A 23,905-nucleotide genomic window follows, 5' to 3' on the forward strand; every position below is an offset into this window, starting at 1 on the left:
GAGCCTCATGCCCGTTTTGCGAGTGCAAAAAAACGGATTGAGGCTCGTTCTACCTAATTTTCGGGTAATCATAGGCAATTACTACCCCATTTTTAGTGTGATCACCTTTGTACTTATTTCACCCGTGTTGGTTCCGGGCTGAATTGATTGCTCTTTAACCTTACCATGCCCTTCTACGGATACGCTGAACCCGCGATTTTCCAGCAAAAAAACCGCGTCACGCAAGGTCAGACCCCGTACGTCGGGCACCCGTCCCGAGCGGGTAGGCCGCGATTTCCAGCGACCACCTGGCGAGGCTTCGACCCACCCTTCGGTAGCTGGCACATTTTTGAGATTCACTGTTGAGCTGATGGTATGCAAATCATCGGCATATCCCGCCATCAGGCCGGTTTCAGAACGAGGCTGAGAATTTTTCGCCCGAATTGGAGCGTGCATCTGATAGTCGTAGGCAACAATTCGGTCAGCAACTTCTTTGAAAACAGGGGCCGCTACAGAACCGGCATAAAGCAAATCGATATTATCGCCCTGGGGTGTATCCACTACCGAAATCATACTATACTTAGGCTTATCGGCCGGGAAATAGCCAATAAAGGATGTGTAGTATTTACCAACCTGGTAGCGCCCATTAATAATCTTCTGAGCGGTACCGGTCTTTCCGGCAATGGCATAATTGGGACTGTTAATGTGTTTGGCCGTCCCCCGAATCACAACTCCACGCAACAACTCCTGCGCTTTACGAACGGTTTGAATCGAACAGATAGGCTCTGGCAATACGAAAGGCGTATTCTCCTCAATAAGCTGATCGTCGAGCTTAATTCGCTTAACGATCATGGGCCGTACCCAACGGCCATTGTTAGCTACGGCGTTGTAAAACGCCAGCATTTGCAGGGGTGTTATCTGCATTTCGTAGCCATACGACATCGATGTCAGCGACACCTTGCTCCAGCCTTTCATGTCTGGATTGCGTACCACCGGAATTGCTTCACCCTTCATGTGAATACCCGTTGGTTTGTCCAGATGAAATTGGCGTAAATACCGGCAGTAGAGTTCTGGTCGTCGATAGAAATAACTTTTCATCAGCAGGTGTGTGCCAACATTTGACGATTTTTCGAACACCTGCCGCGCTGTCAATGTACCATGACCCGCTCGACTGGCATCGTGGATACCCAGTCCATTGTAGGTCATTGACCCTCCGCCAGTAGCGACCTGCTGCTCAAGCGAAATTGCTTTTTCTTCCATAAGAGCCATCATGGTGGCCAGCTTAAAGGTCGAACCAGGGTCTGTACGCCCGGCAAGCGCATGATTAAAATTTTCGACGTAATGATTCGGTCCGTCGCCACGGCCCTGGCGGGTTAAATTAGCCATAGCTCTGATTTCGCCAGTGGCCACTTCCATCACAATTACGCAGCCTTTGGCAGCATTATATTTTTCAAGTGCCGAACGCAGTGCCGACTCAGCCATATCCTGATAGTTGACATCGATGGTGGTATAGAGGTCCATACCCGATTCGGGCTTCATATCAGGTCCGTCGCTAACGGGCTTACGAACGCCCCCCGACAATACTTCTACCAGACCAACGGCATTTTTACCAGCCAGAGCGGGCTGAAAACTGGCTTCCAGGCCCATTAGCCCACGACCAGTTTTTGCATCAAGATTACCAATCGTTCGTTCGGCCATGTGACCGAACGGATGGTAACGTTCATAATATGGACGCAATACTCCCCCTCGGGCTGCCACTTTGGCTGTTGATCGGAAAAACGGCCAGGCCCGCATATACTGGCGCTCCTGAAACGTTACCCGACGCCGATTTAACAATACATACCGCCGTTTACGGGCGCGGGCATCGCTAACCAGATCGGTATAGTCGCGAGCCGACCGGTCGCCAAAAATCCGCGACAATAGTAAACCAAGCGAGTCTTTTTTCTTATCGAAATAGTCCTGCTTGGCCATTGTTGGATCTAATCCTACTACATAAGTAGGCAATGACGTTGCCAGCAGGCTGCCATCGGTCGCATAAATATTGCCCCGTTGCGCTCTGATCGTATCGCGCTGGATAATGGTTGTAGCGACTCGTTCGCGCCATAATTTTTTATTGAACCGCTGAAAATACTGAACGTATACAAGGCGGACAACAACGCACATGGCAAGAGCAATAACGATATAAAAAACGTGATTGGCCCGTTGAATGATATCCTGTTTAATGTTCATTGGTCTTCACAACGATTTTATGAGGAGGGTTCTGGCTATCGGTTAGGCCCAGAGCAGACACCCGTTTAATAAGCTCCGATTGTTTACCACTTTTATCGAAATCGGCCCGCAGAACGGTTGCCTGCGACCGAAGCTCGTCGACCTGATTTTTGGTGCGGTGGATTCGTCGAACAAGGCGTTCGGCGTTATGATTCAACCCAATATAGACAACCAGCAAAAAGGTAACCCATAAAATACGGTCGATGTGCCGAATTGGCCACGCATTGTCTTCGCCAAATAGCCGGTCGAGCCCAATGAAATCATTGAGCCACGACGCCATCCGAATTCGGCGCCGTTGCTTTTTTTGCTTAGCGACCCGTTCGGGTTCACGAAATGTATTTTTAGCCATAATGGGTTAGAGATTGGCTGCACAAAGTAACAAAAAACGATGGGCTGCTGGTAGCCTATAAATAGGAAACGATGACATCGTTTCGAAAAAATGTCATCGTTTCCTATCGTTAACCCAATCTTACTACTCTTTCCATCGCCATTCGTTGGCAATCTGTAAAGGAGTTCGTAACCCTTGTGCAGCCAGATAATCACGGGTTTGCGTATCGGTCTGCCGACGGGTGGGAATGTCATCGGCATCGGCCAGCGCAAAGAGTAACATGGCTGCATAACGAACCGTATTTTTGAGTTGATCGGCATTAACCAGATTGATCCGGTCGCAATCGGCATGATAACAGTCCAATACCTCCCGCGCCAAATGACCATTCATGCCCACAACCGGTACACCTTCCAGCATAAACGGTTGATGATCGGAATGCAACCCGGCCTGATTATTCATCTGATTGGCAAAAGCAGGCTCAACCCGCTTCATGGTTTCGCCAACATTTGTTAAAAAAGGAACCATATCGGAGCGACCAAATGCATTCAGCCCCGTTGGGTCGTTGGTCATGTCGAGGTTCAACATATAGCGAACCTTATCCAGTTCTTTCTTCTTTTTCAGGTTGTCGACCATTGCCCGCGACCCAAGTAAACCCTGTTCTTCGCCCATAAACAGCACAAATTCGATCGTCCGTTTTGGTTTCAACTTCAAGGCTTTAAACGTCCGGGCAATATCCATGACGGCAAACGAGCCAATACCATTGTCAATTGCACCCGTGGCCAGATCCCACGAATCGAGGTGGCCGCCAACAATTATTTTTTCGTCAGGATACTTCGACCCTTTCAATGTAGCAATTACATTACGAGCCCGGATTTTGCGGCTCGTATTGGTCATTTCGATAACGGCATGCAGTGGACTGGCTTCTTCTTTCATCCAGGCCCGCAATGCCTGACCACTTTCGTAGGAAATACAGACCGACGGGATCGGAATCAGTTTACCGGTTACGGAGGCCGTTCCGGTAAGCAACACATTGCCCGGCACCAGATTAACCATAATCACACCCGCAGCGCCGTACTGAATGGCCAGTGCTGTTTTTTCGGAGCGATGCAGGTTTCGGGCACCTTTGGTGGGAGCCGCCAGCCCAATATTCACCAGCGCAACTTTCCCCTTGAGCTGATCTTTTACGGCGGCAAAATCGCCTTCGAGGCCATTGCCGACGTCGATAATTTCGCCCCGGATATGGGCTTCGACGGGCGAATGGGCTAACGAGACAACTGGTACTTCACGGAAGTTATCGCTCCGATTCGGCACAACCGAGAGTGTAACGGTGTCGCGGGTCCAGGCTTCGACCTCGAAAGGCTCATACTGAACATCCTTAAACCCGTACGACGACAACAAATCAAAGGCATAGGTTTCGGCCCGAGACCCGTTGGGGCTACCGGTCAGGCGGTGCCCAATTGTTTTCGATGCGTCGACCAGCGTTTCGTAGGCGCGGCTGTGCTGCATCACCTCCTCATTGATGCGGGAGAAGGCTTTTTCGAGTGAAATTGAGCGCGTGTTGGGATAAAAAGCGGTTAGCAATCCGGCGGTGCCGATACAGAACAGGACGAGCCGGAAGCGAGGCACGTAAAACGTTCGGTGCATAGAAGGTTGATTAATTCTTCGCTAAATATACAAAAAAGCCCGCTAATTTCCGGGACCCGATTCTGTAGACACATTATACGGTAAAAGCGTTCGACCGGATGCGAAAATGGTCATTGGATGTTAGTCATCGGTCATTTGTCATTGGAAGTAAGAACTAATGACCGATGACTAATGACCATCATTCAATTAGCCAGCTTCAGGCAACTGGTGCTTCATTGGTTTCAGATAAACCATTTGTCGTCCGGCCAGCCAGTCAGGATCTATACCAACCAGGCCAAAAACCCGGTCCCAACTCCGTTCGAAGCAATGAGCCGCGTCGGGAAATGTGATTGAAACGGCTAGTGCACGTTCATAAAATGAAATAGACTGTTGCCGAATCGCATCACGATGAATGACAAACTGAGCCCCCAATACGAATGTGTATAGTTCAGGTCCTGGCGTATGCAACAGCGCCTGATGAAATCCCAGCAAATCGAGTCCACGACCATCGTCGTTTTTACTCCACGGCCGAAAAAGGCGTTCGCCCCGGTTATCGTCGGTGTCGATCAGGTGGCCAAGCCAGTGGAACGTTGCCTGATTGGGGCCACCAATAGACGCTGGGTCATTGGCATAGCTCCGCAGCGTTTTTTTGAAATCGTAGGCATGATCGAACGGTTTGCCCTGACAAAATACAGTCCATTCGGCCAGCGAATCGTACCGACTGACAATATGATGCAGGTAGGTATGAGCTTCGCGCCCAACATTCGGGAGCCGAATAGCGTTATCATCCGCCGAACCATCGGGGCTTTTGTCGTAAACCGTTTTTTGGATTTCAGACGGCAGATTCCGCAGCCAGTTCAGGTTTTCGGTGTACCGGGCAACAACAAGTTCAAGACTCAACACAGCATAAACACGTTTTTTCAGCTACTACAAAGAAAAGCGGTTTAAGCCGTTAAAAAATCCATGACGGCAGGGTTTAGCATCAAATCGCTATTTTTACAGACAAACTTCCGAAACGAACTATCATAGCAGACTGTTATGAAACGAACTTGTTTTACCATTATCTCTACGCTCGCGCTGTATAGTATGACACAGGCACAAACTCCCACTGCCCCCACGCCTAAGGCAGCCATTAAACCTAAAGAACTGATTACCAATGGCCATAAACGAATCGACAACTACTATTACCTCAACGAACGCGAAAACCCGGAGGTCATCAATTACCTCAAAGCCGAAAACGCGTATCTCGATCAAGTCCTGGCACCAGTAAAAGGGTTGCAGGATAAGTTGTTTGAGGAAATGAAAGGCCGTATCAAGCAGCAGGACGAGTCGGTTCCGTATAAAGAGGGACAATATTATTACTACACCCGATTCATAACGGGTGGCGAATACCCTATTTACTGCCGAAAAAAAGGCTCGCTGCAAGGCACCGAAGAGATTATGTTCGACGGTAACGAAATGGCAAAAGGCCATAACTACTACCAGCTTGGTGGCTATGAAGTATCGGACAACGACGAACTGGCCATTTTTGCCGAAGATACCGTTAGCCGTCGCTTATATACACTACGCATTAAAAACCTGAAAACGGGCCAGATTTATCCTGAAACGATACCCAACACGGAAGCGGGTAGCTTTGCCTGGGCATCGGACAACAAAACGTTTTTCTACATCAAAAAAGACCCACAGACGCTGCTTGGCTATCAGGTATATCGGCACGCGCTGGGCACCGATCCGAACACCGATGTGCAGGTCTACGAAGAACCCGACAACCAGTTTTACATGGGCCTGGGCCGGTCGAAGTCAAAAAAATACATCACCATTGTTTCGGACCACAATGGTGTAGCTACTGAATATCGGCTGCTGGAAGCCAGTCACCCAATGGGCGAGTTTACGGTTTTCTTTCCCCGCGAGAAAGGCCATGAGTACGACATCGTTCACTACAAAAACAAATTCTATGTCCGTACCAACTGGAAGGCCGAAAATTTCCGTCTGATGGAAGTGCCGGAAGGGAAAACCACCGACCGCACGACCTGGAAAGAAGTGATTGCCCATCGGCCCGACGTGTATCTGGCCAATATGGATGTCTTTGCCAACCACCTGGTGCTAGGCGAACGAAAAGCCGGATTAACCAATATCCGGGTGATCAATCAGCAAACAAAGGCCGATGAGTATCTGGACTTTGGCGAACCAGCTTATGTGGCAGGTATTGGCTACAATCCAGATTTTAATACCAACGTGCTGCGCTATGGCTATTCGTCGCTGACAACCCCAAACTCCACCTTCGACTACAACATGGATACCCATGAAAAAAAGCTCATGAAACAGCAGGAGGTGTTGGGTGGCTTCGACAAGAACAATTACGTTTCGGAGCGTTTTTATGTGAAAGCCCGCGACGGGGTTCAGGTGCCGGTATCGCTGGTTTATCGGAAAGGCACCAAAAAAGACGGCACCTCTCCGCTTCTTCAGTATTCGTACGGTTCTTATGGTTACTCGACCGATCCGGGATTTAGCTCAACGCGTCTGAGCCTCCTCGACCGGGGGTTCATCTACGCCATTGCGCACATCCGGGGTGGGCAGGAAATGGGACGTCGGTGGTATGAAGACGGCAAAATGCTGAAGAAGAAAAATACCTTCAACGACTTTGTAGATGTATCGGAGTATCTTATCAAAAACAAATACACCAGTTCTGACAAGTTGTTTGCTATGGGTGGTAGCGCGGGCGGTCTGCTGATGGGCGCCGTAATCAATCAGGCTCCTCAGTTGTATCGGGGTGTAGTGGCGGCCGTTCCGTTTGTAGATGTTGTCACAACCATGCTCGACGAAAGCATTCCGCTCACAACGGGGGAGTTTGAGGAGTGGGGCAATCCAAAACAGAAGGTTTACTACGATTACATGCTGTCGTATTCGCCTTACGACAATGTTGAAAAGAAAGCGTATCCAAACCTGCTCGTTACAACCGGCCTGCACGACTCGCAGGTTCAGTATTGGGAACCAGCCAAGTGGGTAGCGAAACTTCGGGCGCTCAAAACCGACAACAATCAGTTATTGCTTCACACGAACATGGAAGCCGGACACGGTGGGGCTTCTGGACGGTTTCAGGCGCTAAAAGAAATCGCGCTCGAATATGCTTTCGTGCTCAATCTGGTTGGTATTCGGCAGTAAATAACAGAGAATTAGACCTAAAAGGTTTTAAAAACCTTTTAGGTCTAATTCATCAATAAGCTACTCTACCAGCGCACCGCCTGAAATGTCCAGCCGGGTTGCACCTTCTGCATTTCGATTTCGTCATTGCGTTTGGTCAGGCCGCAGTTCAGGTAGTTCTGGTGCAGCTTTGCCAGTGCATCCCGGTCCAGTTCGACGCCTAAACCCGGCCCCTGCGGTACGGCAACGGCCCCTTCGTCAAACACAAGCCGACCGCCCACAATTACTTCGTCCGACTGCCATGGGTAATGCGTATCCAGCGCATAGGTAAGGTTCGGAAGCGCTGCCCCCAGATGCACCATAGCTGCCAGCGAGATGCCCAGATGGCTGTTGGAGTGCATCGACAAGCCGCGCCCGAACGTATCGCAAATACCGGCCAATGTCATCGACGCCCGCAACCCGCCCCAGAAATGGTGATCGCTCAGAATGATGTCTTCGGAGCCAATAGCCACGCTGTTCGGAATATCGTCAAACGACGTCGTACACATATTGGTTGCCAGCGGAGTCTTCAATGCTTTTCGAACCTGCGCCATATTAGCCTGTCCACGGGTGGGGTCTTCGAGGTATTCCAGAATCGGCTCCATCTGCCGACCATACTTAATGGCCGTTTCTACCGTCCAAATAGCATTCGGATCAACTCGTAGCGGCATATCAGGGAAGGCTTCTCGCAGGGCAAACATAGCGGCTACTTCCTGCTGCGGTTCAAAAACGCCCCCTTTCAGCTTGATCGACTGAAAACCAAACTCGGCACACATCGCTTTGGCCTGCGCCACAATTTCTTCGGGGGTTAGCGCACTTGCCTGCCGGGCAGCAGCCCATCCGCGAGCGGCCGGGTCGATACCGAACCCCAGCTCGCCACCGGCTCCTTCGTATTTGTAAAACAGATAAGCGGCAAACGGAACCCGGTCGCGCATTTTTCCGCCCAGCAAATCGACCACGGGTCGGCCTGTAACCTTACCGATAATATCCAGACAGGCTACTTCGACAGCACTAAAAATATGCACCAGCTTCCGTTGGTCCCAGGGCGCGAGTCCGCGCTCGGCGGTGCTTTCTGTACCGAAATGGCTGGTGAGTGTCTGTCGAATGGCGGCTAGCTGGAATACGTCTTTTCCCAGCAGCAACGCTTTGGCCTCGGCCAGGGCCTGATTCGTGTCGCTATTGCCAGGAATTTCACTGATTCCCGAAATACCATCGTCAGTAACCAGCTCAACAATGGTGCGCAGGGCATAGGGCGCGTGTAGTCCAGCCGCATTCAGGAGCGGGGGGTCAACAATAGCAATCGGTGTAACGGTTATCTGCTGAATTCGGGGGCCGGTTTTAGGAAGTATCATATTCTGGAAATTTATCGGCTTTATGGGTTAAGCACCTCAGATAGTAGTACTTTGTTCAATCAGTTTTTTCAGTTCGTCTAATTCGGCATCGGTCGGCATGGTGAGCGGTGGACGAACGTCGCCCGCGCTTCGGCCAATGATTTTAGCTCCTGCCTTAATCAGACTGACGGCATAACCACTCTTTTTGCTCCGCAGCCGTACGAAAGGGATGTAGAAGTTACGGGTAATTTTGGCGACCGTATCCGTATCGCCTGCCCGCAGACTTTTGTAGAACTTGTTGGCCAGATCAGGAACGAAATTGAAAGCCGCCGACGAATAAGTATTTACACCAATCGACAAATAAGCCTCCGCAATAATCTCGGCAGTTGGTACACCACCGATGTAGGAAAGTCGTTTTCCCACCGTTTTAATCGTATCGTTCAGTTCCTGCATATTACCCGTACCGTCTTTCAAACCGATCAGGTTTGGGCAGGCCTCGGCTAGTTTTCTTACGTATTCGGCCGATAAAACCCCGTTACCCCGATTGTAATAAATAACAGGTAGTTGGGTGTTCTGAATAATTGTTCTGGCGTATTCGTACACGCCGTCCTGCGGGCATTCGGTCAGATAGGGCGGAAACAACAGCAGTGCGTCGATGCCTGCCTTTTCGGCCATTTTGGCAAAGGCAATCGCTTCTGAAACGCTTCGCCCTACACTCGAAATAACCGGCACTCGTCCGGCCACAACGTTCGACGAAAGTTGAACGATCTGCTCATATTCAGCGGCTGTCAGAGAGAAAAACTCCCCTGTTCCACCAGCCACAAACACCGAAGAAACCCCGTGACTAACAAACCATTCGAGCCGGTCGGCATAGGTTTCGGCATTGAACGCTCCACTCTCGGTAAAGTCGGTAATAGGAAACGAAAGCAGACCGTCTTCGAGGGATGATTTTATTCTGGCTAAGTCCATGATTGAATTAAAAAATGAGGGTTTTCGGGTAGGGTTTTTAATCAGGTCAACGGGCCGGGGTTGAACAGTACTAAGTCGTTGTGAATGCCCAGTAGATCAGTCGCTACGTTCCGGGTTCCACTCGCAATGTCCAGAATAAGATGAAACAATTCCCAACCCATTTGGTCGATGCTTTTCGCGCCGAATGCTACCGGCCCCGCATCGAAATCAATAAGGTCGTGCCAGCGGTTGGCCAGTTTTGAATTTGAACTCACCTTTATGACGGGTACCATGCTCAGCCCGTAGGGAGTGCCGCGTCCGGTAATAAAAACGTGCATATTCATACCGGCCGCCAGTTGCAGTGTACCACACACAAAATCGCTGGCCGGGGTTGCCACAAAATTCAACCCTTTTCTTCGGATTTTCTCGCCCGGCGAAAGTACATCGACAATCGGGCTCGTGCCGGATTTGGCCACCGACCCCAGCGCTTTTTCAACAATATTACTCAGCCCACCACCTTTGTTGCCGGGTGTTGTGTTGGCGCTTCGGTCGGCCTGTCCCTGTTGCAGATACGCATCATACCAGGCCATTTCGTCTTTGAGCGCCTGCGCTACCGTTTCGTCGACAGCGCGGGGTACCAGCAGATGAATGGCATCACGAACTTCGGTTACTTCGGAGAAAAAGACCGTCCCACCCGCCCGCACTATCAGATCGGCCGCAAAACCCGACACCGGATTACCGGTCAGGCCAGAAAAGGCATCGCTACCACCACACTGCATACCCACCACCAGATCGGATGCGGGGCAGGTAGTGCGCTGGCGTTCATTCAGTTTTCGGAGATGTTTTTCGGCAAGATCCATAATCCCCGCTACCATATCGCCAAACCCATCGAAGGCTTCGTCCTGCAAATACAGAATCGAACTCTCGGCTGGGCTTTGGTCATTCGGCAATAATCGTTCGGGACGTAATTTTTCGCACCCTAGGCCGATAATCATAATCTCACCGCCAAAATTCGGATTTTGAGCAATGTGTTTGATTGTTCGAATGGGCACAATGGCTCCCGGCGCGTCGATGGCCACTCCGCAGCCATAACTGTGATTGAAGGCAACCACATCGTCTACGTTAGGGTATCTGGGTAGCAATTCGCGCCTGATTTTCTGACAGATAAAGTCGGTAATACCGGCCACGCACTGTACGCTGGTAGTAATTCCCAGCACATTCTTCGTTCCGACACTACCGTCTGGATTTTTGTAACCCTGGAAGGTAAATCCCTCCAGGCGTTCCAGTGCTGGTATGGGTTTCTGTATGTACGGAATATCGGTCAGATTTGGCGGCTTCGGCATACTGATATTCCATTCATTGACCCAGCAACCTGCCCGGATAGGCCGATTGGCATAACCAATTACCTGCCCATAACGGATTACGTCGTCTCCCGTTTCGAACGATTGCAGCGCGACTTTGTGTCCCATCGGAATCGCTTCTTCGAGTACGATGCCGTTGAGAACGACCGCGCCTTGCGGCAACCCCGCCAGATTGGCAACAATGGCTACGTTATCGATGGATGTGGTTTTCAGTACAATAGGCTCGTCAGTCATAGTTTGGAGTTCCCTCAGCGTGTAATACAATACAGGTTTCGGCCTGGGCTTGCTAACCGGTTGAGCTCATCAGACCAGCGGGAAAAGCCATGCAGCGAGCATGGTTAGAACCCCTCCGGTAATGCCCATCAGGCTCTGCATAGGCGCAATGGTCTGGAGTGCTTCCTTTTCGGTCAGGTTACTGGTTTTACACATGATCCAGAAACCGGCATCGTTCATCCACGGCACCAGTTTGGCACCACTGCCAATAGCTAAACACAAATAAACAGGATGAAACCCCAGGTTGGCGTTTTGCGCCATACCGGCCAGAATGCCCGATGCTGTAATTAGCGCCACCGTGGCAGACCCCTGCGCCGTACGCACTACCATTGAAATAAAAAAGGCCAGCGGAATCAAAGCCATCTGGTAGCCTTTGGTGAGGTCGGCAATTCGGGCACTAATGCCCGACTGCTGTAACATTCCGCCAAACGCTCCCCCAGCGGCCGTAATCAGGATAATACCCCCACCACTCATCAGAGCCGTTTGCACAAAAGCCGTCAGTTTATCTTTTGTTGTTTTCTTTTGGCTTGCCAGTACCAGCAGTGCGAAAATTCCGCCGGTCAGCAGCGCAATGTTTTTATCGCCGAAAAAAAGCAGCACTTCCAGCATAGTGTTGATGATGGCTGAAGAACTAATAGGAGTACCCGACTTATGAAAAGCCTCAATGGCCGAACGGATACAAATAGTAGTGAGCGGAAAAGCCGCTGGTAGCAAGGCCCAACCCAGTGAAGGCAACTCGTTATCGTCTTTTTCGGCAATAGCCCGAATATCGTCCAGACGCGCATCCGGCGAGTCGCGAAGGGGAATAGGTATCTTTTTGTTGAGAAAAATCGCCATCAGATACCCCACCGTAATGGTACACAGACCGAGCAATACGCCACACACCATCATCAGACCGATCGGTACGTTCAGCGCACCGACCAAAAACAGGGGTCCGGGCGAAGGCGGCACATACGAATTGGCCATCACAGCCCCCGCAATGACCGACAGAGCCAGCAACAGGTAGTTTTTGCCCAGCCGCAGGCCCATTGCCTTCGCCAGCGGCATCATCAGAAAGATAACGGTATCGACAAAAACCGGAATCGTCAGAAAGAAACTACTGAGTATAAAACCGATAGGCGCATTTTTAACCCCCGTCATCCGAAGCATAGCCCGGACAATTTTCTCAGCAGCCCCGCTATCGAGCATTGCCTTGCCAATGATCGCTGCCATTGCAATAAGAATCCCAATTTTAGTACAGGTATTCCCAAATTCGGCGGCAATGCGTTCGCCAATACTTTTGTGAGCCTGTTTGAGCGCTTCGGCTTCCGACATGCCCTTACCGATAAAATATTGCTGAACCAATTCGGTGGGCGTAAGCAGAGCAACCGTTAGAGCGGCCAGCAGCAGAGCCAGAAACGGATGTAGTTTAAACCCAATAATTCCACCCACAACGACAATAACACCAACCAGTAAAATAAGTACAGGATCTACCATTCTCGATGGTTATAAAATGATGGGATTAATTTCTCCTACTTAAGCTCAGCAACTAGCCGAGCTACTGCCTTTTACCCATTTTTTCCCACAGCAATGAAGCCTTCCTCCCACCGAAATTTATAGCAGACTCCAACTCCTTTAAAGCCATTGATCAACGTAATGAATTAATTAACCGGCATACTTTTTCCTATCGAAAACCGCCTTTTCTATCCGTTTTCATCGTTTATAGCCTCAAATAGCTATACTTCAACTTTACTAATTTCAGCAAATGGCACATCTTTTGTGTATTATTCTAAAAAAGAAACCAGATTTAGTTGTAGTCCTACCTTAAAAAGACGGTCACAAACTGAAAAAGCGATAAGGGTAACATATAAATTACATCATATATTTATTAAATACGATAACTTCCTAATAATCAAATAAATAGCAGGTGATTTCAGGCGCATACACACAAATATGTCAGCAATATAGCGGCATGTGTTTTGCGAAAGAATGGCTTATGCCTCAAATCTCCCTGATCTATTTATATGATAAAGTTTTACAGAGCTTTTAATCTTCGGGCACCTTCTTCATCGCTTAACAAACCAACTTTTCTGCTTTCGGCATCATATGGCTCCGTTCGCGCCGGTTCAGTGTCGCTTCTGCTAATTTTTTGCCTGTTATTGTCGGTCTATACGCAGGCGCAATCTATTTCGGGAACAGTTTTTTTCGATGGAAACAACAACGGCCAGCGCGACAATCAGGAGGCTGGCTTTCCTAACGTTGTTGTCAACGCCTATAGGGCTGGTAACCTGGCAGGCAGTGCCACAACCGACAACGACGGCAATTATTCAATAACGGCAGGAATTGCTACGGGCGCTAACTACCGGATCGAATTTATTGTGCCAGCAGGCTATAATGATGGAGCAACTGGTAGTGGCTCAAACACGTCGGTTCAGTTTGCAGCGGGTGGCACCAGCCACGTCGATCTGGGCATTTATGTCCCGAACCAGTGCGGCTCCAGTGGCACTTCCAATCCTCGTATTCTGGCAGGTTGTGTTCCTTCTTTAGGCGATATAACCCTGGCATCGATTCCTTACGAAAGCCATTCGGCAGGTCGTCAATCCTGCGATGTGCCTCCTCATCGGGACGATCTTACCAAATATGATATCGGCGTTCCGTATTCACTGACTATTCATAAACGTCAGAAACTGGCCATTTTAACAACGATTTCAAGTCCCAACACCAGCAATTTTCCGCCCGCTCCCGATGGTGCCAGTGCTCTTTATGCCGTCGACTACTCGGGCGATGACTTTACCTACAAATCCTTTAAGCTCCTCGCCAAATTAAGCAATCTGGGTATTGATGTCAGCAATCAGTTTCCCATTGCAACCGGCGTGAACAACATTGGCGAATATGGTCTGGGTGGCATCACCATCAGCGAAGATGAGCACTACCTGTATGTGCTCAATATGGGCAAAGGCAATCTGATTCGCGTCGACATCAGGAGCCTCGATTATCAAACTATACCGCCGGGAGGTTTTACCGATACTAGTCAGTTACCCATTACCGAAATTGACATTCCATCGGCCATAGCCAACTGTAGCAACGGGCGGTTTCGGCCCTCGTCGTTGCATATGTATGCCGGAAAACTCTATATCGCTGGTATCTGCGATGCTTCGCTGTCAACGGATAATGCAGGTCTGTATGCAAAAATCATTGAAATGAATCCAGTCAATGGAAACAGCCGGGTTGTATTTTCGCACGATCTGACAACATTCAATACAGGTGACATAGCCGCTGTAGATCTTCCTCAGGTTAGGTGGAAATATCCGTTCAGAGCCGTTGTTGCCGACGGAAATCCGGGAGAGAAACAACCGTTTTTCAACGACTTTGGCTTCGACGATACTGGATCAATCATTTTCAGCATTGTCGACCGGAAGGTCTTTTCATTAGAGAGTAACCGTGAGCCGGGCTATCTGGCCCGAACCTGGAAACAGGACGATGGTACGTTTGTGCTTGAGTCGGACCGGCAGTCGGGGCCGTTTACGAGTTCGGCGGCTATTACACACAGTTTTACGGGCGAGCCCGCCAATCTGTCGGTCGATAACGGTGGGCCGGGTACCATTTCTGGCCCCAAGTGGTTTTTTGAGCAGGGGATCGATATATATGATTCGTCGCCGGGTGCCGAACAGACCTACTATAACCATGCCAACCTGGCCAATGGTGGCATCTACATTTTGCCGGGCACCAAAGAGGTAGTTGTTGGTTTTACGGATGCAGGCTGTGTGAGCACGGCCGGGATGCGTTATTTCGACTGGACAACTGGCCGCACAAAATATAGCGCCAACCTTACGAATCAGAAGTATTTTGCCATTACAGGCATGAGTACGGTTTGCGATCCAACTCCTATCGAAATTGGCAATTACATCTGGAAAGACACAAACCGCGACGGGGTTCAGGACCCTGATGAGCCAGCTCTGGCGGGTGTAACTGTGGCCTTATACGCAAACGGTTCGGGCGATCCGATTGCTACGGCGCAGACCGATGCCAATGGTAATTACTCGTTCTCATCGGCCGATGGCACCTCAACTGGCAGTCATCAATACGGTCTATCGCTCCACCCCGACTCCAGCTATTCCCTGAAAGTTATTTCGCTGGGGATCGATCCGCTGGTCGATGGCCTGAAACTTACAGGTGTATCGCCAGCGCCGGGCGAACGAGCCGACACACTCAACACCGGCCACACGCTTGGCAACAACGATGCGTTTATCGTAAACGGTCTGCCTACCATTTCGTTTGTGATGAATTGTGCCGGTCAAAACAACCACACCTACGATTTTGGCCTCATCGACGTACCATGCAGCCTCACAACAACCATTACGGCCAGTAGTTGCGATCCAGCAACAAATACCTATTCGGTAACTGTAGTGGCTACTGTTACGGAGAGTAAAGAAACCAGTGAGATCAGCATCCGCGAAGGTCAAACTACCCGCACATTTTCAACGTCGGTCGGTAGCAACAGTTTCACAACTGTGTTTACGGGCATCGTTTCAGATGGCATGAGCCATACGGTAACCGCGAGCCTGCCTAATTGCAGTACCGTTGTAAACACCTATTTGGCCCCCGCAGGTTGTCAGCCTATCTTTTCGCTCGCTAAATTTACCGACCACTCGAAAGCTAAGTTAGGCGATACGTTGACCTACCGTCTGGTGTTGACCAATTCGGGCACGGGTGCCGGTACAGTTACCGTTCGTGATTCGCTCAGCAATGGTCTTAGCTACATTACCGGCTCAGCCAGTGCTCCGGCCGGAACAAGTTTCACCGTTGGGCAACCAGTAAGCCTTTGGAACATTCCAGCTATTGCAATTGGGCAAAGCCTGACATTAACGTATCAGGTTCGGGTCGATACGGTTGGTATTCTCTACAACGTAGCCACCATTCCGACCGATACGGCTAAGGTCTGCACAACGGTGCCGGTTCCGATGTGCGAGGGTGATCAGTTTCTGCTAACGGCAGCCACCGGCCGAACCAATTACCGTTGGTATAAAGATGGGGTGCTGATTAGCGGCCAATCCAGCAATACGCTGATTGTTACAGAAGGCGGTACTTATAGCCTGATCGTTGATAACCCCGGTGGAATATGCACCGACTTTTCGTGTTGCCCAATCATTTTCGAAGAAGATTCGCTGCCCCATTTTCAGGCCATAGCCACCTCCGGCACCTGCTTAGGTAATAAACCACGCGATAATGGACAGATCGTTTTGAGTACTTTCAAACCAACTCATACCTATCAATATTCGCTGGGTGCGACATTCGACGAAGCGGCCTCCTTATCGGGTCCTCCCCAACCGATTCCTGCCGATGGTGTGCTGGTAAACAATCTTACCAATCCATCGACCATCCAATCCTATACGGTTCGGGTATATAATAAGTTGAGTTGTTATACCGATATGATTGTGCTCTTGCAGCCAGCCCAGTGCGATTGTCCGGCTACGATTTGTGTTCCTTATGTAATAAAACAAACCAAAAACGCTCAGCGCACTATCGCGATTCATTAACTAGCGTCTTTCTGGTTTGGGTATCAGCACCTTGCGAAAGTAGGGTACATAGGCCATTTATGTCCGTAAAAATCCGTGTTATCCGTGTTTGAAACTAGTTAACATCATGTCAACTTAGTAACGATCAGTTACCTTTGTCATAACAACTACCACCGCCCGACCATGACCAAGTCCCAGCTCGTTCGTATTTCAACGCCCGGCAAGGATAAAGTACCACTCTCAAAAGCCCAGAAGGAGTTCAATCGCCTGACCAAAAAAATTAGTGAACTGGAAGACGAACTCAAGCACTTTCGCACTGCGGCAACATCCATCCAGCAACGCATTCATACCGAATACACCCCTTTACTGAACGAATTCAATCAGCTTCGGGCCAATCTGGTTCGCGTGTTCGATCAGGCTCACGACCGGCCCGCAGCCACCAAAACCGAACGCAAAAAGCTAGCCGATCTAATTGTTAATCTGGCCTATGATCTGATTAGCGAACACGGCATGGAGGAATTAAAGCCTATTTTCGACAAATATGACGAAACAGGCTTCGACGCTGTCGATACGGAGGCCGATCAGCAGGTTTCGGAAATGATGAAAGAAATGGTCAGTTCGATGTATGGTATCGAGTTCGATGAGAACGTCGATGTCAGTACCAAAGAGAAGTTCATGGCCTATTTGCAGGAACAATTACAAACCCGGCAGGAAACCGAACAGCAACGCCAGCAGGAAGCCGAAGAAAAACGGGCAAAAAAGCCAAAAACGGCCAAACAGCAGGAACGGGAAGCCAAAAAACAACTCGAAGAACGGAATATTACCAAAGCCGTTCGAACGCTTTATATGGATCTGGTGAAGGCGTTTCATCCCGACCGCGAACCCGACGAAGCCGAAAAAACCCGCAAAACCGAAATTATGCAGCGCGTAACGGAAGCCTACGAAAAAAGCGACCTGCTTTCGCTGCTGCGGCTCCAGCTCGAATTCAACCGTATTGACCAGCAACACCTCGAAACCCTGGCCGACGATCAGTTGAAGTATTATAACAAGATTTTGAAACAACAGGCCGATGAACTCAGCGACGAACTGTTTGGCATGCAAAGTCAGTTGTCGGGTATTCTTGGCAAACCGTTTATGATGGTCAGTTCGGCAATCGGTCTGGAACTCAGCTTCAACAACGATGTTCGCGAACTGAAACGAAGCATCAAGGCCACTAAAAAAGACGTAAAAGACCTGGCCGACCCGGCGCTGATGAAAGCGTGGCTGAAAACCTACCGAATTCGGAAAGCCGACGATTTCGACCCATTTTTTGGTTAATGACCCTCCGGGGTCATTTGCCTGCTATTATGCGTATAGATTAGATAATTATTACCACCACGATTCAATAGATAATAGATACATCACATTCATAAAGGGCCTTTAATACGGTTATAATTTAGATTTAATCCCCGCGTAAAATCTTTGCCCAACCAATCAGTCGTCAATTAGCGATTGATTATCAACTACTTTCTCCCATACTATGGTACATTCGTATACCGGCATTTTGTGGCGGCTGGTTTGTTATTGCCTTTTACTTTTACCCATAACAGGCCTTGCCCAGATTCGGCTTACCGGACAAGTTGTCGAAGCCGGGACCAAAACACCGATAGCAGGCGCTACCGTTCTCGTTAAGGGCACCAGCCAGGGTAGCACCACAAACGCCGATGGCTACTATTCGTTAAACAACGTATCTCCCAAAGCGACGCTTAGCTTTAGTTTTATTGGTTTTAAGACAACTGAAGTCGAAATCAAAAATCAGACGGTCGTCAACGTCGAACTGGTTGAAGACTCCCAACAGCTACAGGAAGTGATTGTTACAGCTCTTGGTATTTCGAAACAGTCGAAATCGCTTGGCTATGCAACGCAAACCATCGACAGCAAGCAATTTACCAATTCGCAGGACCCCAATCTGGTCAACAATCTGGCAGGTCGTATTGCGGGCGTTACGATTACCAATGGCGGGGCCGGTGTTGGTTCGACCTCCCGCATTGTCATTCGCGGAGAGAACTCATTCTCAGGTACCAATCAGCCGCTGTTCGTTGTCGATGGCGTGCCCATCAATAATGAAACGTTTTTCAACAATGCCATCAATAACTCGTCAAACCAGGGCACCTGGGCCGAAGTCGACTATGGTAATGGAGCGGCCGAAATCAATCCGCAGGATATTGAAAATATTACCGTTTTAAAGGGCGGGACAGCAGCCGCGCTCTATGGCTCAAGAGCCGCTAATGGAGTGGTCGTACTGACCACCAAACGGGGTAAAACAGAAAAGGGGCAGGTAGGAGTCAGCTTTAACACAAACACGTTTATCGATACGCCCCTCCGTACACCGCGCATCCAGAACCAGTATGGTGCTGGTAATGGCAAACAGGATTATCAGTTCGTCGATGGCGGCCAAAGCTACGAAAACAATATTCCTAACTACGGTGCTCCTTTCGATGGCCGAACGGTTGTGCAGTTCGACAGTCCGGCGGGCCAGTTTCAGGCTGGCGACCTGGTAGCCAGAGCCCAGAACCCAGGCTCTACCCCAACAGCAACGCCGTGGGTTGGGCATTCCGACAATTTTCGAAACTTTCTGCAAACGGGCGTAACTACTCAGAATAATTTAGCCCTGAACCTTAACTCCGAGAAAGGATCGCTACGGATATCGGTTGGCAACTTATACAACAAAGGCATACTGCCCTACACCGATCTTCGCCGATATACGTTTGCCGTTCGGGCCGAAAACCAGTTGACCGATAAGCTCAGCTCGAATATGTTCTTAAACTACATCAACAGTTCGAGCGATAACCGCCCTAATATTGGCTACGGTTCGGAGAGTGTGATGTATACCTTCTTTGGTGTTTATGGGATGCCGATCAACATCAATCTTCAGTCGTTAAAAGACAAGTGGTGGCAGGCAGGTCAGGAAGGCGTCAAACAATTTCGGTACTGGAACAACCACGATAACCCTTACGTAACGCTGCACGAAAACACGAATAGCTTCCGTAAAAACCGAATTATTGGTAACTATTCGCTGAAGTACAGCTTCTCGCCGAACCTAAACCTGATGGTGCGGACGGGGCTGGATTACTACAACGATAACCGCGAAGGACACCGGGCCTTTAGCACGGTTCGGTTTCCGACGGGTGGTTTTCGCACCGACGTTGTTACCTACCTCGAAAACAACACCGACTTCCTGCTGAACTACACCAAAGATTTCGGCAAGTTTGGGGTCAATGTATCGGGCGGTGGTAACCGATTCATTCAGCGACTATCTTACAATAGCAACATTGCCAATTCGCTCATTACGCCGGGGCTGTATAATTTCACCAATGCGCAAAATACAACGCTGCCCCTATTTCAGCAGCAAAATAAATCGATTGAAAGTGCCTATATGTTTGGGCAGTTCAATTACGACGAAAAAGTATTTTTAGACGTAACCGGACGCAACGACTGGTCGAGCACCTTGCCAGCCGGGCAGAACTCTTACTTCTACCCATCGGCCGCGTTAAGTGTTATTGCCTCCGATATGGTACAGTTACCTCAGGCCATTTCGTACCTCAAGCTCAGAGCGTCCGGTGCTTCGGTTGGTCGCGATGCGGTTCCGTACTCGGTCAACAATACCTATCTGACCGATACGCCTTTTGGCAGTTATCCTTCGGTAGGAGCTAACCCGGTGCTGGCAAACTCAAAGCTGAAACCCTCCCGAACCTCTACGTATGAGCTGGGTTTTGAGCTACGTTTGCTTCACAATCTGATTGGACTGAATACGACCTACTACAATTCGCTGACGAAGGATGAAATTGTGCAGCTACCGATCCCGATTTCATCGGGCTATACCAATGCCTTCGTCAATGGCGCTACCATTCGCAACCATGGTCTGGAGGTAATTCTGGATGTGAATCCGTTCAAATCCCAAAATGGGCTGAACTGGAACATGACGTTCAATTTTGCCCGAAACATCAGCCGGGTGGTTTCGTTGCCGGGTGGTATAACGACCTACAAGTACGCCGAAATTACGCAGTATGACCGGTATTATCGGTCTATTCAATACAACGCTGTTGTTGGCGAACGCCTGGGCAACATCTACGGACGTCACTATGTCCGCGATCCGCAGGGAAACATTGTATACGCAAACGGACAGGCGCAAACCACGGGCGAAAACGAACGTACACTGCTTGGCAACTACAATCCGAATTTTGTTTTAGGTTGGATGAACCGGCTCTCCTATCGCAACTGGACGTTCAATATGCTCTGGGACTGGCGGCAGGGTGGTGTCTTTTATAGTTACACCATGCTGGGTATTCTTAACGGTGGTATGTCGGTCGAAACCCTTCCGGGCCGCGATAGTGGTGGTATTGTGGGCAATGGCGTCGTGAAAAATGCCGATGGCACCTATGCGCCAAACACCGTACAAGCTACTCCCGCCAATTATTATACCTCATACTACGATCCTAACAACAACGAAGCCTTTACGTTCAGTGCTTCCTATGTAAAACTGCGCGAGTTGCGGGTTGGCTACACCTTTAACCGGCCACTGGGCTGGAAAGGCTCGGCCAGTCTGTCGCTGATCGGCCGAAACCTGCTGTTGTTTACCAAAAACAAAGACGTCGATCCAGAAAACCTGTCGCTGCGTGGCACTCAGATTCTGCCGGGCGTTGAACAGCTTAGTCTGCCAAGTACCCGCAATTTAGGTGTATCGCTAAACGTATCGTTCTAATCGGGAAATTACATGAAATCGTTATCATACAAAATAAGCATTGGCCTAGTCAGTCTAATGCTCCTGAGCAGTTGTCAGTCGGAGTTAGACAAACTCAATAAAAACCCTAACAATCTGGAACAAACCGAAGTTGGCCCTCTTCTGACCAATATTGTTCTTAACTCGGTGCGGGCCATGACCGAAAATGGCTGGACTTTAGGAAATGGCTACGGGCAATATATGACCTTTAGTTCAAGCTACTATAACCTGCCCACTCGCTACCAACCCGTTTCTAACGATCCGGTCTGGAATTCGACCTATGGCAATGCCCGTAATGCACAGCTTCTGTACAATCTGGGCGTTTCGCGCAATAACGCTACGGTTCAGGCCGTAGCCTTGGCGCTGCGCTCCCATGCGTTTGGCCAGCTAACGGATTTATGGGGCGACATCCCTTTCAAAAATGCCTTACAGGCAAGCACTGGCAACTTCACTCCGGCTTACGATAGCCAGCAGGTTGTTTACAACGATCCCGATCTTGGCATTCTGGCTTCGCTCCGTAAAGCCGACCAGCTACTTGCCAGCAGCACGGCTACCATTGTAGGCGATCCACTCTACAACGGCGATCCTAAAGCGTGGCGTCGATTTGTGAATGCGCTGCGCCTGCGCTATCTGATGCGCGTATCGGGCAAACAGGACGTAGCTTCTGAAATTCAGCAGATTGTGAAGGATGGTAATCTGATGACCAATGCTTCTCAAAGCGCATCGATAGCGTTTCAGACCGCCGTTCCTTATGTGTTTCCGTCATTGGTTGAGCGGTCTGGTGATTTTAATGTAAAGTATGTTAGCCAGTTATTTTACACGGTTCTTCGAACCACCGGCGACTCAGACCGCTTAACACTGATTGCAGCCCCCAACAGCCAGGGAAAAGGAAAATCAGGGTTTAGCTTTGATTATTATGGCGGGATGCCTTTAGTTTCCGATGCCTCTGCTACCCAGGTCGACACAGCCTCCAATTTCAGCAGTAACTTTCTGGCCATCAATAATCCATCGTTATTGAAAGAACGATTAATTACCTATGCCGAACAAGAGTTTATTCTGGCCGAAGCTGCTCAGCGTGGCCTGATCACTGGATCGGCGCAAGATTACTACAATGCAGGCATATATGGCGCCTTTGCCGAATGGGGCTTAACAAACGATCAGGCAGCGTCGTACCTGAAACGGCCAAACACCAGCTTCGATTCGTCAAAAGCGATCCAGCAGATTATTACACAAAAATGGATCGTCAACTTCAACGTCGGTTTCGAAGGTTGGGTCGAATATCTCCGCACTGGCTTCCCCAGTCTGGAAACAGGGGGTAATTTGAATCTAAATGGCGGTTCTATTGCAACGCGTTTTCTGTATCCAGATCCCGAAAGAACAATAAATAATATGAATTATAACCAGGAGTTACAATCTCGAATGGGCGGAAAAGAAACGACTACTTATAAAGCCTGGTGGGCAAATTAATAAAAGCTCTTTCAATAAGTTACTGGTACAAGTATAATGCCCGGCAAATCATTTTTCCTGAAGCTGCCGGGCATTATTTATATCAGATTAAACAAAAACTATTTCTTCTCACCTATATCAGCAACGTTAGCCAATTCATTGCTTATCAAGGGTAATCAGCGATCAGCATTTCTATAATGATATGGATAAAAAGCCAAAGTCTCCATTTTGACAAAACTTCGCTCAAAAATAGTTCATAAAAGCAGGGTAAATGATTCGAGAGACAAGTCGGCTCTACCAACCAATCATCATGTATATTATTTATTTTTTATGCTGGGCTTCTTCCTTTTGGAGTATATATAATTGATAACGAACGTCCAGAATCCGCGACAATCTAGTTACTTCTTTAGCATGTTTTTCCTGAATAGTCCGGGAAACGTTCCAGATAAAATAGTGTTGTTGAGGATCATATATACCCAATGCCAATGTATTTTCTTTTCTGTTTAGATTTGCCAGTTCATCATATGATTTAATAATAGTACTGGCCGAGTTAATCTCGTATCGCTCTAAAGAAAAGCCAATCGTATAGTAAAGTGCCAAGGCCTGATCCATTGCTAGTACTATTATCCTTTCTCCAATAACCAGACAAACCCAGGTTAGCCGATAATGGGCGCACAATAGTAAGCAAAAACAAGCCTAGTATTTCTACTTAAGCAAACTTTAATTTACAAATGAAAACAAGATGAATATATGCTTAATTTTCAGACAAAATACGTTACTATTCGCATGAGTTTATTGACAACAAAAGCATCCCAAAACCTTAGAATGCTTTTGTACACTACTAATATGAAATTGGTTTGAGTATATACTCAGATTAATGCACTAAAATTATGATACTTCTCTGCTAATCAGCC

The 23,905-nt window shown here is 48.9% G+C and carries 14 protein-coding genes; 5 read left to right on the top strand and 9 right to left on the bottom strand.

The annotated features are described in order from the left end of the window. Positions 1–81: 81 nt before the first annotated feature. The 4 genes from WBJ53_RS28755 to WBJ53_RS28770 form a co-directional block, all read right to left on the bottom strand. Positions 82–2,208: a penicillin-binding protein gene (locus WBJ53_RS28755; protein WP_338872747.1), complete on the bottom strand. Its 2,127-nt coding sequence runs from the start codon at positions 2,206–2,208 to the stop codon at positions 82–84. Further along, on the bottom strand, positions 2,198–2,596 hold the full coding sequence (locus tag WBJ53_RS28760; RefSeq protein WP_338872749.1) for an FtsL-like putative cell division protein: 399 nt from the start codon (positions 2,594–2,596) through the stop codon (positions 2,198–2,200). Before WBJ53_RS28760 ends, WBJ53_RS28755 begins: the two co-directional genes overlap by 11 nt. Before the next feature lie 123 nt (positions 2,597–2,719). Further along, positions 2,720–4,219 (bottom strand): M20/M25/M40 family metallo-hydrolase, encoded by a 1,500-nt coding sequence (locus WBJ53_RS28765; protein WP_338872751.1) that lies wholly within the window; start codon positions 4,217–4,219, stop codon positions 2,720–2,722. 186 nt (positions 4,220–4,405) lie between these two features. After that, positions 4,406–5,101 (bottom strand): DUF3431 domain-containing protein, encoded by a 696-nt coding sequence (locus WBJ53_RS28770; protein ID WP_338872753.1) that lies wholly within the window; start codon positions 5,099–5,101, stop codon positions 4,406–4,408. A gap of 135 nt (positions 5,102–5,236) precedes the next feature. Between WBJ53_RS28770 and WBJ53_RS28775 the strand changes: the two genes are divergently transcribed. Then, positions 5,237–7,360 (top strand): S9 family peptidase, encoded by a 2,124-nt coding sequence (locus tag WBJ53_RS28775; RefSeq protein ID WP_338872755.1) that lies wholly within the window; start codon positions 5,237–5,239, stop codon positions 7,358–7,360. A 65-nt stretch (positions 7,361–7,425) separates the two neighbouring features. Here the strand turns inward: WBJ53_RS28775 and WBJ53_RS28780 are convergent, their stop codons facing one another. From WBJ53_RS28780 to WBJ53_RS28795, 4 genes are all read right to left on the bottom strand, one after another. After that, on the bottom strand, positions 7,426–8,730 hold the full coding sequence (locus WBJ53_RS28780) for an enolase C-terminal domain-like protein (RefSeq protein ID WP_338872757.1): 1,305 nt from the start codon (positions 8,728–8,730) through the stop codon (positions 7,426–7,428). Positions 8,731–8,766: 36 nt separating this feature from the next. Continuing rightward, the gene (gene kdgD, locus WBJ53_RS28785; protein WP_338872759.1) at positions 8,767–9,678 is read right to left on the bottom strand and encodes a 5-dehydro-4-deoxyglucarate dehydratase; all 912 of its coding nucleotides are present in this window, start codon (positions 9,676–9,678) and stop codon (positions 8,767–8,769) included. A 41-nt stretch (positions 9,679–9,719) separates the two neighbouring features. Further along, positions 9,720–11,252, bottom strand: coding sequence for a galactarate dehydratase (garD, locus tag WBJ53_RS28790; RefSeq protein WP_338872761.1), 1,533 nt, complete (start codon positions 11,250–11,252; stop codon positions 9,720–9,722). Between the two features lie 69 nt (positions 11,253–11,321). Beyond that, positions 11,322–12,767, bottom strand: coding sequence for a GntP family permease (locus tag WBJ53_RS28795; RefSeq protein ID WP_338872763.1), 1,446 nt, complete (start codon positions 12,765–12,767; stop codon positions 11,322–11,324). 527 nt (positions 12,768–13,294) lie between these two features. Here WBJ53_RS28795 and WBJ53_RS28800 point away from each other — a divergent pair. From WBJ53_RS28800 to WBJ53_RS28815, 4 genes are all read left to right on the top strand, one after another. Beyond that, positions 13,295–16,807, top strand: coding sequence for an SdrD B-like domain-containing protein (locus tag WBJ53_RS28800; RefSeq protein ID WP_338872765.1), 3,513 nt, complete (start codon positions 13,295–13,297; stop codon positions 16,805–16,807). Between the two features lie 162 nt (positions 16,808–16,969). Next, positions 16,970–18,103, top strand: coding sequence for a hypothetical protein (locus WBJ53_RS28805; protein ID WP_338872767.1), 1,134 nt, complete (start codon positions 16,970–16,972; stop codon positions 18,101–18,103). Positions 18,104–18,305: 202 nt separating this feature from the next. Continuing rightward, on the top strand, positions 18,306–21,527 hold the full coding sequence (locus WBJ53_RS28810; protein ID WP_338872769.1) for a SusC/RagA family TonB-linked outer membrane protein: 3,222 nt from the start codon (positions 18,306–18,308) through the stop codon (positions 21,525–21,527). A 12-nt stretch (positions 21,528–21,539) separates the two neighbouring features. Then, positions 21,540–23,012 carry a SusD/RagB family nutrient-binding outer membrane lipoprotein gene (locus tag WBJ53_RS28815; RefSeq protein ID WP_338872771.1) on the top strand — a complete coding sequence of 491 codons (1,473 nt, stop codon included), beginning with the start codon at positions 21,540–21,542 and terminating at the stop codon, positions 23,010–23,012. 300 nt (positions 23,013–23,312) lie between these two features. Here the strand turns inward: WBJ53_RS28815 and WBJ53_RS28820 are convergent, their stop codons facing one another. Then, positions 23,313–23,603, bottom strand: coding sequence for a hypothetical protein (locus WBJ53_RS28820; protein ID WP_338872773.1), 291 nt, complete (start codon positions 23,601–23,603; stop codon positions 23,313–23,315). Positions 23,604–23,905: the final 302 nt, after the last annotated feature.

This window comes from Spirosoma sp. SC4-14 (assembly GCF_037201965.1).
Taxonomy (GTDB): domain Bacteria; phylum Bacteroidota; class Bacteroidia; order Cytophagales; family Spirosomataceae; genus Spirosoma.